At 47.0% G+C, this 12,098-nt stretch carries 10 protein-coding genes and 1 other annotated feature; all 10 genes read right to left on the minus strand.

Annotation, left to right across the window (positions count from 1 at the left end):
• Positions 1-9 precede the first annotated feature (9 nt).
• The 10 genes from BLQ13_RS10915 to BLQ13_RS10960 all read right to left on the minus strand — a co-directional run bounded on the left by BLQ13_RS10915 (position 10) and on the right by BLQ13_RS10960 (position 11,670).
• Positions 10-543: a rod shape-determining protein MreD gene (locus BLQ13_RS10915; RefSeq protein ID WP_090919098.1), complete on the minus strand. Its 534-nt coding sequence runs from the start codon at positions 541-543 to the stop codon at positions 10-12.
• Complete coding sequence (gene mreC / locus BLQ13_RS10920; protein WP_090919101.1) at positions 543-1,415, minus strand: rod shape-determining protein MreC; 873 nt, start codon at positions 1,413-1,415, stop codon at positions 543-545. The genes BLQ13_RS10915 and mreC overlap by 1 nt, the downstream gene beginning before the upstream one ends.
• A gap of 180 nt (positions 1,416-1,595) precedes the next feature.
• Entirely contained in the window at positions 1,596-2,630 is a 1,035-nt protein-coding gene (locus BLQ13_RS10925) for a rod shape-determining protein (protein WP_090919103.1), read from the minus strand.
• Between the two features lie 193 nt (positions 2,631-2,823).
• Positions 2,824-3,513 carry a RadC family protein gene (gene radC, locus BLQ13_RS10930; RefSeq protein WP_090919105.1) on the minus strand — a complete coding sequence of 230 codons (690 nt, stop codon included), beginning with the start codon at positions 3,511-3,513 and terminating at the stop codon, positions 2,824-2,826.
• A 31-nt stretch (positions 3,514-3,544) separates the two neighbouring features.
• The gene (locus tag BLQ13_RS10935) at positions 3,545-4,159 is read right to left on the minus strand and encodes a Maf family protein (protein WP_090919107.1); all 615 of its coding nucleotides are present in this window, start codon (positions 4,157-4,159) and stop codon (positions 3,545-3,547) included.
• 89 nt (positions 4,160-4,248) lie between these two features.
• Positions 4,249-4,491, minus strand: coding sequence for a DUF4321 domain-containing protein (locus BLQ13_RS10940; protein ID WP_090919108.1), 243 nt, complete (start codon positions 4,489-4,491; stop codon positions 4,249-4,251).
• 146 nt (positions 4,492-4,637) lie between these two features.
• On the minus strand, positions 4,638-5,891 hold the full coding sequence (locus tag BLQ13_RS10945; RefSeq protein ID WP_090919110.1) for an SPOR domain-containing protein: 1,254 nt from the start codon (positions 5,889-5,891) through the stop codon (positions 4,638-4,640).
• A gap of 274 nt (positions 5,892-6,165) precedes the next feature.
• A complete protein-coding gene (gene murC, locus BLQ13_RS10950) occupies positions 6,166-7,485 on the minus strand; it encodes a UDP-N-acetylmuramate--L-alanine ligase (RefSeq protein ID WP_244159299.1) in 1,320 nt (439 codons plus the stop codon).
• 56 nt (positions 7,486-7,541) lie between these two features.
• Complete coding sequence (locus tag BLQ13_RS10955) at positions 7,542-8,918, minus strand: bifunctional folylpolyglutamate synthase/dihydrofolate synthase (protein WP_090919739.1); 1,377 nt, start codon at positions 8,916-8,918, stop codon at positions 7,542-7,544.
• 88 nt (positions 8,919-9,006) lie between these two features.
• On the minus strand, positions 9,007-11,670 hold the full coding sequence (locus BLQ13_RS10960; protein WP_090919115.1) for a valine--tRNA ligase: 2,664 nt from the start codon (positions 11,668-11,670) through the stop codon (positions 9,007-9,009).
• Between the two features lie 59 nt (positions 11,671-11,729).
• Positions 11,730-12,014, minus strand: a binding site (T-box leader).
• Between the last annotated feature and the right edge of the window lie 84 nt (positions 12,015-12,098).

The raw sequence follows: 12,098 nt of genomic DNA on the forward strand, positions 1-12,098 counted from the left end.
TAAATGTCATCAGGAAGCTTCATCTGCTTTACTTTTAGGTGTGCCGATCTTCTCCAGCTGTTTGCGCAGAGGCACATAAATGATCAGGGTAAACACAAAGTGAACAAACAGATTAGGGATCATGTATTCAATCAGTGCCCAGTCAAAGGTCACATGATTGAGCTGGAAGAGCTTGTATAAGAAAAATAACATCGTATCATTCAGCAAACTTCCAAGCAGGACAACTGAAACCATGATGGGCATCGGTGCACGCGGTGCTTGAAATATAAGTCCCATCATATAAGCAGATAATCCCATGGAGAATCCGTAAGGGCCAATCATCTCCCCGTAGAAGACAACATCATGCAAGAGTCCAAATAATATGCCGAGCACAAGGGCTGTATGCCTGTGATAATACACAGCAAAAAATAAAATAACGATATAAACCAGGTTGGCTGATATACGCATTTGCCAGGCTGAAGGAATGATCTGCGGCAGAATCGTATCTTCAGCAATGAACAGAATGAACAGTAACAGAAACAGAACCTGTTTGCGCGTAACCATTATTGTTTAACCTCAGGCGGAATGATCACAATCAGTTCTTTCCAATCGAGGAAGTTGGCATAGGGTTTAATTGTAGCCGTCTGTGTTAAACCGTATTCGCTCTTCTCGACGCTTTTCACTTCTCCAATACGCATGTACTTTGGAAAATTGTTGATGATACCAGATGAGATAATTTCATCACCTTTTGCGATATTGGAATCCTCTGCAATCTTGGTCATCTTTAACATACCGCTCTTCGGATCATAACTCTCGATCATACCAAACACTTTCTCTTTGCCTACAGCCGTAGCCGCAATCGCATTCGATGTTGGGTCATTAGCATCCATTGAAGTTAGCAAGTTCACCGTTGATGTATACGAACTGACATGGCTGATCACCCCAACCAAACCTTCCTGTGATGTAACAGCCATACCTGGTTTGATGCCTGCATTCTCCCCGATGTCTATGTTAATCGTTCTACTGTTCGGATCGGAATTGGCACTTATTACTTGGGCAATTCGAGAACCATAGTTGTATCGATTCTGTTGTTCTTTTGTAAAATTGAGCGCTTGCTCGAGTTGCTTGTTTTTTTGCTCTAAGTCATTGTATTTCAATCGGTCACGCGTATAGTGTCCCATCGCGATGCGAAGCTCTTCATTTTCCTCGTATACCGCACGCATGTTCGCTACATCTTTGAAAAAGCCCGCTACATAAGAAGCGGGCTTGTAAAATACGTATTGTACAAATCCAACTGAATCCTTGAGGAATTTCTCCGGCCAGGATAAATTGGCTCGCGGACTAAGCGTAAAGCCCATCAGCGCGATAAATGTAACAAGGCCCACCAGCAAAACAAAAAGTCTTTTGTTGCCAAGCAGTTTAAACAGTTCCAACACCCTCTAACATCCATTATTCTCTTCCGAGCCCAGCCCGGCGGGGAGATATCAGACCTGAAGTCCCTGCGAGAATATCAATCGATCCTCCCCTGTTAAGCGGGTTATAGCTCTCCCGGGATATCCGGGTACTCTACATTGAAGTGTTGCCGCCCAATCAAGGATCAGACGGCAAGCAATCCATTAACGCTTGGAACGAACTGCTGAACTGCTTCTGCTTTTGAACATATGAATATTTTCCAGTGCTTTACCTGTGCCGATCGCTACGCAATCTAGCGGATTCTCCGCAACAATGACAGGCATTCCTGTCTCTCCAGCCAGCAGCTTATCCAGATTGCGAAGCAGAGCTCCGCCGCCTGTCAGGACAATTCCCCGATCCATAATGTCTGCTGCAAGCTCAGGAGGGCACTTCTCAAGTGTTACTTTTACCGCTTCAACAATAGCATTCACGGTGTCTGCCAGAGCTTCGCTGATCTCATCAGAAGTAATGGTAATCGTCTTCGGCAGACCTGTTACCAGATCACGTCCGCGAATTTCCATCGTTTCCACTTGTTCCAGCGGCATAGCTGAACCGATATCCATCTTCAACTGTTCGGATGTACGTTCACCGATCATCAGATTGTATTGGCGTTTGATGTACTGAATCACGGATTCATCCATCTCGTCACCTGCTACACGCACCGAACGGCTGGTTACGATACCACCTAGAGAAATGACTGCCACTTCAGTTGTACCGCCACCAATATCAACGACCATACTGCCTGTCGGTTCCCATACGGGCAGATCTGCACCAATAGCGGCTGCAAATGGTTCTTCGATCGTGTAAGCCTCACGTGCTCCTGCCTGTTTGGTCGCATCTTCAACTGCACGTTGTTCCACGGCCGTAATTCCGGATGGTACACATACCATCACGTTAGGATGACGCTGAAACATAGAGCGTTGCTTCTGTGCCTGACGAATAAAGTATTTGATCATCGTTGCAGTAGTATCGAAGTCAGCAATTACGCCATCTTTCATTGGACGAATAGCGCGGATATTGCCAGGTGTACGTCCAATCATTTTTTTAGCGGACTCACCCACAGCCTCGATACTTTTTGTATCCGTACGCAATGCGACAACCGAAGGCTCGCGCACCACAATTCCTTTTCCACGTACATAAACCAGCGTATTCGCTGTCCCCAAATCAATACCCAAATCTTTCGTAAAACCACCAAACATGACGTATTCTCCTTTTCTGCCTCATATTACTGCTCCTGTTTCATTACAAGAGCATAACTTTCATTCCCACGAAACCGTGGAGCTAATATTCGCATGTAGTATTTTGAATCTGAATCTGCAAAGTAAAGTGAACCTATCTTTGACGGACACGTCCGTTATCATTCATAGGAAAACATCAACGCCAACCATTATATTATACCAAGCCCTTCTCCTTCAAACTTACGTATGTTCCATCACCAATAACAAGGTGGTCCAGAACGTCAATGCCCACGATTGCGCCGGCTTCAATCAGTCTTTTGGTTATCTGAATATCTTCCGGACTAGGCGTTGGATCACCGCTGGGATGGTTATGTGCGCACACAATTGAGGCACTGCTACATTTGATGGCGGCACGAAATACTTCACGCGGATGTACAATTGAAGCATTCAGGCTGCCCATGGAGAGTGTTTCCTGAGCTATGATATGATTTTTGCTATTCAAAAAAAGACACACAAAATGTTCTTTCTGCAAATAACGCAGTTGTTCCATTAGAATATCCGCAGCATCACGCGGTGTACGGATCGATGTCGATGGAGCAAGCCGACTCTTGGCAATCCGATGGCCCAGTTCAATACCTGCTTTAAGCTGAACCGCTTTGGCTTGTCCAATGCCCTTCATAGCTGTCATCTCTTCAAGGCTCAGATCCATCAACGAACGGATGCCACCTGCTTGATTCAGTATCCGCTGTGCCATATGCATGGCGGATTCCTGTCTCGTTCCTGTTCGAAGTAATATAGCAAGCAATTCGGTATGACTCAAGGCGCCCGCCCCATATTCCATCATGCGTTCTCTCGGGCGATCTTCCTGGGGGATGTCGCGCATCATGTATTGAGGCGACTCCATACGTTCCCTCTTTTCACAGCATCCGTTTTGATTATGTTTGTGGCAACACGTACACGCCAAATCCCTCCAGCATGTCACTGAGCAGAGATAGTGGCAAGCCTACCACATTAAAATAGCATCCTTCAATGCGGTCGATCAGTGAAGCGCCAATGCCTTGAATAGCATATGACCCTGCTTTGTCTGAAGGTTCTCCCGTCTTCACGTACGCGCGGATCGTAGCTTCAGACAGTTCCTTCATCGTTACATCCGTCTGACGATAATGCACCACTGAATGTCCGGTAGCTGAATCAATACAAGCGACACCCGTAAACACACGATGTTCCCGTCCTTGCAGACGTGACAACATCTGCTCAGCATCAGACTCATCCACAGGCTTGCCCAGAATCTCATTGTCAAGAACAACAACGGTATCACTGCCGACGATAATGGCATCCTTACTGCTACCTTCCAGTCCACGATACACAGCAAGCGCCTTGCGAAGAGCCAATTCTTGCACGGTCTGTTCTGGGGTCCAGTCTGATGGTGTATTCTCATCGGCATAACTCGGTATAACTTCAAACGCTAAATGGAGTGACGCGATCAGTTCCTTGCGCCGCGGCGATGTGGAGGCCAGAATAATCGGGCGCTGTTCTGTGTTATTCGACATTAACGGCTCCTTATACTACGGCAACACCTGTCCGAATCACAATAATAGATGTCACTAGTTTATTTTTTTGGTCAACATTCGTCATTCTCCTACAGTCTGCGATACAGCCACACAGCCGCAATAATACCAATCAGACTCAGGAGGCTCATTTGAAATTGAAATGAAAGGTCATAACTGAAAATATCGAGATCAGCCTGGGGCGACCAGCGAATCGTTGTGACCTTGGTTAGAAAGGCTACAGCTTTAACAGGCTGCAGTGCCTTGGCGATCCACGCTCCGGCCATCCAGCCAAGCAGCAGAAACAATAATAACACGCCGAAGTTTTTTTTCATCGGTTAATCTTCCCTCGCCATTTTTTGACACCCACATTATTATACGGGGTTTTGTACGTCAATACAAACACAAATCCGGCAGGGGGAACTATTTCCAGTTCCTTGCCGGATAGGAGTTTTGAGGCGTTGTTATGGGAATAGGAGCTTTATTGGTTTATAGACTCAAGCCACTTTTTCTGTTGGAGCACATACTCCATCAAATCTGACTGTACCGCCCACATGTGAACAGCGTCCGGATTTTTATTATACTCTGCAATGGCTGTTATCGCACTGTTCATCGATTTCTCCATGCTGGTCACAACCGGTTGAACGTCTACCGCCATTCCAGGCGCAAGGCTTTTTATGCCGGTCAACCACGTTTGATGCAGCGTCTGTAGTGCTTCCATCATCTCTGGTGAAATGGCTGCTTGTACGGACTGACCCAATTGCTGGATCGAGAGTGTTGATAACTGATCGACAAGCGCGGAGCTGTTTTTGAAGAAAAGAGCAACGTCCTCCTGCTTATTACCAAAGATCGCCGGATCCACCGCCGGATTGACGATCTCTTTGACATATAATTCCACTCCCTGAGACTTTAGTCTGGTACTGAGGAGCTTGGCCTCCTCACGATCCGCTGAGATGCCGGCATATACACGATTGCCATCTTCAGGGTCCGAACTCGCAGCCAAGCCCGTTTGGGTGAGTTCAAGCTTCGCTTGCTCCGCTCGTTCCGGGGAACTGAATACCCCGTATTGCAGGGCATAGTATGTACCACCTGCAGATGATACTTCAAGTTGCCCTGCAGTTCCAGCAACTCCGTCCTGACCTGACACAGTAGAAACACTCTGATTCACAGGTAGCATTTCATCCGGTTTCACCACGTTCTCCTTGTTAAAAAAGGACAAAATAACCATACCGAACAGTGCTCCGGTTACCAATGCCCCTGAAACAGAGCCGATCATCTTCCAGCCTCTGGGAGGACGATTTCGTTTATACGAATAGTTCTCCGATTCGATCATCCAGTTATGGCCCTGATCCAGATCTTGACTTCTTTCCGAATCATACTCGTCATACGGCGTGTTTAGATCTGAAACATCGTTTGTATCGGTTGAACGAGGATCAGAATCTACATCCAGATGCGAATTCCGGTAGTTCATTAAATTCGTGTGTTTCCTACGATCCGATTCAGAACGGGAAGCATCTGCCAGAATCGTCCCTCCCCAATCCATAGGCATGTCCTCTACTGCCATTGATGAACCAGAGGTGTTGTTTGTGTCTGGTTCAGGCTTCGGCAACGACTGTACTGTATTAGGCAAATTTTCGTTCATTGTGACCAGTGTACTGGATGCCGTCATCCCCTGCTTTTCCAGCTTGTCCGACTCCTGATCTCCGAAGCGAAACGTCATTCTGGCGTTGCTCACCCGTACCCTCTCCTTTGTCCCATTTATATCATCTATATGTTGAGATGGAGGATAACATTCCACGGAATGATTAAATCTTCAGACTTTCTAATCATATGAATCCCAAGCCAAAAACGCCTGGCTTCATGAAGAAGACAGACGTTTTAAGTGTGGTACCCGTTGATCAAAAGGTCCATGGAACATATACTCCGATGAGAAATCACAAGAATAGTAGCGATTGTTCCCCAATTTGTTGATCCCTAAGTTCAACTTGCATCATTTTGAAATCACAAAATTATTTCAAACCTTTGGCGAGTATATCGCCCACTTTCCAAATATCCCCTGCGCCCATCGTAAGCACAAGATCTCCTGGTTGTAGCCGCGGCTCTAGATCAGCCACAACTTCCTCTTTGGTCGGCAGGTATCTTGCTGATGCATTGCTGTTCTGCACGATCAGTTCAACGAGTCTTGCGGAGTGTACACCTTCAATCTGCTTTTCACCGGCAGGAGAATAGATATCGGTAATCAGCACCTCATCCGCCTCGGCAAAAGCCCGGCTGAACGCATCCAGCAGGAAAAATGTCCGTGTATAACGCTGCGGCTGAAATACAGCAATAATCCGTTTACCTGTCGCTTTCGCCGCACTGATTGTAGCTTCAATTTCTGTAGGGTGGTGAGCGTAATCGTCAATAATGAGCATATCACGCGCCTCACCCAACACCTGAAATCTGCGTTTCGCCCCATGGAATTGCACGATCGCTGCTGTAATCTTCTCAAACGGAATGCCTGCTTCAAGACAGGTAATAACCGTAGCCATCGCATTGTAGACGTTGTGTTTACCAGGTACTGACAACTCCACTGTTCCCATCGCTGTACCTCGATGATTCATGGTGAACGAGATACGGCGATCCCCGAGAACGATATCTGTTGCTGTGTAATCAGCAACCTGCTCGATGCCGTAAGTTGTAATGCGAGACTTGAGATGCGGCAAAATAGCCTGCACATTTTCATCATCAGCGCATACAATGGCTGTGCCCTCTGGACGAATCTGACTGAGGAACTGTACATAAGCTTTCTTTAGTTCCTCGAAGTCACTGTTATAATTCTCTAGATGGTCAGCTTCAATGTTCGTTACGATGCCAAGCCAAGGATGGTACTGTAAAAAAGAGCCATCGCTCTCGTCCGCTTCCGCGACAACCCACTCGCCTTGACCTGCTTTGGCATTGGTTCCCAAATTCATGATTTCTCCACCTATAATATAGGTAGGATCTATTTCACATTGCTCCATAACCAGTGCGATCATGGAAGAAGTTGTCGTTTTGCCATGCGCACCAGCAACGGCCACGCCTTTGCGCTCGTTTAACAAACGTGCCAGCATTTGAGCGCGATGAAGGATAGGTATGTTTAGCTGCTCCGCAGCTACACGTTCCACATTATCCGCAGGAGCTGCTGTAGAATAAACGACAAGATCCGCTCCGTTCACATGCTCCGCGGTATGTCCAATATATATTTTCGCCCCTTTGGCTGCCAACTTCTCTGTCAACTCCTGTGAAGCGACATCCGATCCGGTAACGGTATATCCCATCTCCAGCATAACCCGGGCGATGGCACTCATGCCATAACCGCCAATCCCTATAAAATGAACATGTTCCGATGTGTTTAACAAAACTTTCACCAACCTTTTTCAGAATCGGTTTGATGCAAAAGGGCCGCCCGCACGTCCGCAATCAGATAAAGCGTGCCGGAAACCACCCCCAGATCCTCCGCTTCCGTCCGTGACTTCAATAGATCAAGTGCCTTTGCCCAGTTCGGCTCGACGATGATATCCAGTTCCTGCTTCGCAATGGCGGGGCGTACCCGTTCGACAATCTGCAACAATTCGGTTGCAGCCATTTTACGGCGGAAATCTGGCTCGGTCAGGATCAGCGTATCCACTAGTGGCAGTATATGCTGCAAATATGCTTCGTGATGCTTATTCGCCAGCATACCCATCATCAAAATTAACTTTTTTTGGGGATAACCGTCGATAATGCTCTTGGCAAGCGATTCTGCCCCTTCAGGATTATGCGCTCCATCGAGTACAATCAGTGGATTGTCACTGACTTTCTCAAATCTTCCCGCCCAGAAGGCATTCTCAAAACCAAGTTTAATATCGTCTTCATCCAGCATAAATGCCATATATTGTCTTAGTAATTCAAGAGACATTAATGCAGCAACAGCATTATCACATTGATATACACCTTGCATACGAATGTGAATATTCAGATCACGGAATGGACCGGAGAACTGAAGCGTTTGTCCATCCTTGCTACTTTCAAGCCTTTGGTATGAAAATTGGTCCCCAGCCAAGTACACCGTTGATCGCAATCGCTTCGCTCTCTCCTGAATGACCTTTACGGCTTCAGGTTGTACGGCACAGGTTACAACGGGTACACCCGGCTTAATGATGCCCGCCTTTTCATGTGCAATCTGCTCAACGGTATCTCCAAGGATATCCGTATGATCCATACCGATATTGGTGATGACGGACACAACGGGAGTAACAATATTCGTTACGTCCATCCTTCCCCCAAGCCCAGTCTCCCATACTACAATATCGGGGTAACACTCTTCCGCATAATATAGCAATGCCAGTGCCGTCGATACTTCAAACATCGTCGGTGATCCGAGCGGTGTTGACGCCATTTCTTTTACGAGAGGAAGCAAACGATTCGACAGCTTTAACAATGTCTCTTCTGGGATGTCTTCACCGTTATATTGAAAACGGTTTGTAAACTTGGTGATATAAGGTGATGTAAACGTTCCAACGTCATATCCCGCTTGAAGCAGTACTGACGTCAAAAAAGCGCAAGTCGAACCTTTACCGTTCGTTCCCGCGACATGAATGAATTTGAGCCGTTGGTGCGGATTGCCAAGCTGTGACATAAGGCTTTCAATACGTTCAAGCCCAGGCCTGATACCAAAAGGAATAAGGCCATTGATCCAATCCACGGCCTCGTCATACGTCTGTAAAGGAGTAGCTTTATCTGTCCCGTTTAATTCCGTCATCTGATTCACCTTCAGTTCCCTGTTTGATTGAAGATTGAAAAAAGCAGCCGGATGGCGCCAAAAGCGTTCCATCCGACCCTTTTTGATATTAACCTTTGAGCTCTTTGATTCGTGCGATGACTTTATCCCGTTTATCCGAATAATCCGCTTGTTTAGCGCGTTCTTCCTCGATAACTTTAGCAGGAGCCTTCGCTACGAATCCCTCATTCGCCAGTTTTTTCTCCACACGGAGTACTTCACCTTCAAGGTTCTGAAGTTCTTTCTCCAGACGAGCTACTTCCTGCTCAATATCAATCAGACCTGCGAGCGGCAAGTACAATTCCGCTCCCGTGATGATCGCTGTCATGGCTTTGTCTGGTGAACTCAGATCCAATCCGCTCTCGAATTCGGATGTATTACAGAAGCGTTTGATGTAATGACTGTTGCGTTCGATAATACTAGATGCTTCTTCACTGTTCGCTTTGACCATTAATTCGATCTTTTTGCTCATCGGCACATTCACTTCGGCACGGATGTTCCGAACAGCGCGAATGGTATCCATCAGCAAGTTCATCTCCGCAACAGCTCCCGGATTCTCCAGCGCAGGGTCGTATACTGGCCAAGAAGCAAGTGTAATGGTCTCTCCCTCATGAGGCAGATGTTGCCAGATCTCTTCCGAGATGTACGGCATGAACGGATGAATCAGGCGCATGGTCTGATCCAGCACGTAGGCCAGCACCGATTGTGTTTTCTTTTTCGCAACCGGATCTTCTCCGTAGAATGACAGCTTGGCGAATTCGATGTACCAGTCACACAGATCATCCCAGATAAAGTTGTACAATACACGCCCTGTTTCCCCAAACTCATACGCATCGATTAGACGCGTAATATCTCGGGAAGTTTCGTTGAGGCGGTGCAAAATCCAATAATCCGCTGTTCCAAGCTCACCGCTGATGTCACGATCTTCATAAGTGAAACCTTCCAGATTCATCAACGCAAAGCGGGAAGCATTCCAGATTTTGTTGGCGAAGTTACGAGCCTGCTCGACCCGCTCCCAGCGGAAACGCAAATCCTGTCCCGGAGTACTGCTGGTCGAGATCATGTAACGCATCGCATCTGCACCGTACTTCTCGATAACATCCAGCGGGTCTACACCGTTCCCAAGAGACTTGGACATCTTACGTCCATCAGCGTCACGTACAAGACCATGCATCAGTACATCCTTGAACGGAATTTCATCCGTAAATTCCAGGGCAGTGAAGATCATACGCGCCACCCAGAAGTAAATGATGTCATAACCTGTAACGAGTACATTTGTTGGATAATAACGCTTCAGATCGTCTGTATTTTCAGGCCAGCCCAATGTAGAGAACGGCCATAGTGCCGAGCTAAACCACGTATCCAGAACGTCCTCATCCTGTTTCAACTTGCGCCCTGCATATTCAGGCAATGTTGTTGGATCTTCTGCGGATACAATCACTTCACCTGTTTCTTCGTCGTACCAAGCAGGAATACGATGTCCCCACCACAGTTGACGGGAAATACACCAGTCACGAACGTTTTCAATCCAGTTCAGATACGTTTTCTCAAAACGATCCGGAACAAAGTTAACCCCTTCGCCGCTTTGCTGCTTTTTGATTGCTCTCTCCGCGAGTGGTTTCATCTCTACGAACCATTGTGTGGACAAGTAAGGCTCCACTACTGCTCCGGTGCGCTCACTGTGTCCAACCTGGTGCATATGATCTTCAATATTAATCAGGACACCTTGTTCTTTCAGATCAGCCACGATCTGTTTGCGGCATTCGCTACGATCCAGCCCCTGATATTTGCCAGCTTCCGCATTCATTGTTCCACTTTCATCCATAACGGTAATTTGAGGCAAGTCATGACGTAAACCTACTTCAAAGTCATTCGGATCATGCGCAGGTGTGATTTTCACTGCACCGCTACCGAACTCTTTGTCTACGTAGTCATCCGCAATGACTGGAATCTCACGACCGATGATTGGCAATACGAGTGTTTTACCGATCATGTCTGCATAACGTTCATCTTTAGGATGAACGGCAACAGCAGAATCACCCAGCATCGTTTCCGGACGTGTCGTTGCCACAGTAATGTGACCACTCCCGTCTTTGAGCGGATAACGCAGATGATAGAGATGACCCTGAATTTCCTTATATTCAACCTCAATATCCGAGAGCGCAGTACGATTCACCGGATCCCAGTTAATGATACGTTTACCGCGATAAATAAGACCTTTCTCATATAACTGCACAAATACTTTACGCACCGCTTTGGATAGACCTTCATCCAGCGTAAAACGTTCACGGGAGTAGTCGAGAGACAGACCCATTTTGCCCCATTGCTGACGAATGGTTGTAGCGTACTGGTCTTTCCAATCCCAGACTTTCTCCAGAAACTTCTCACGTCCCAGATCATAACGCGTCAATCCATCTTCACGCAGCTTCTGTTCCACTTTCGTCTGAGTCGCAATACCTGCGTGGTCGGAACCTGGCAACCAAAGTGCGTCATAACCCTGCATCCGTTTTGTACGAATGAGGATATCCTGCAGGGTAAAGTCAAGTGCATGACCGATGTGAAGCATACCTGTTACGTTCGGTGGTGGAATTACAATGGTATATGGCTCGGCATCCTTGCGTTTACCCGCTTGGAAATACCCGCGCTCCGTCCAGGTGGAGTACCATTTATCTTCTGCCGCCTTCGGATCGTAAGTCGTCGGCATTTCAGTTGTTGCTTTTTTTTGTTCAGACATGTTTCATTCCTCCGTTACGTCATCTTCATCGCTAAAAAAACAAAAAAACCTTTCATCCATCAAAGGACGAAAGGTTAGCTTTCGCGGTACCACCTTTGTTTCACGCTGATAACAGAGATCATGGTTCATGCTCTCAATAGGACGGCGTGACACTTCAAGCAGATAACGGCTGCGACCGGCCTATCCTACCTCCGAGGTTAATGAATGTATTACATCCACCTCCAGTACTCAAACAGGCAACTCCCGGGCGACTTCGATCAGTTGGTTCCTGCGGAATCTCACAGCGCATCGATCCCACTCTCTGAAAGGTCATACTGTCTACTACTCCCGATCCACGTCATTATTCAAAAAATCCTAAACACATCATACCTTGCTCGTGCGTGATAGTCAACCTGACAACAGCGGAACGAGGTTATTAGACAACCAAA

This window comes from Paenibacillus polysaccharolyticus, assembly GCF_900102085.1.
GTDB lineage: Bacteria > Bacillota > Bacilli > Paenibacillales > Paenibacillaceae > Paenibacillus > Paenibacillus polysaccharolyticus.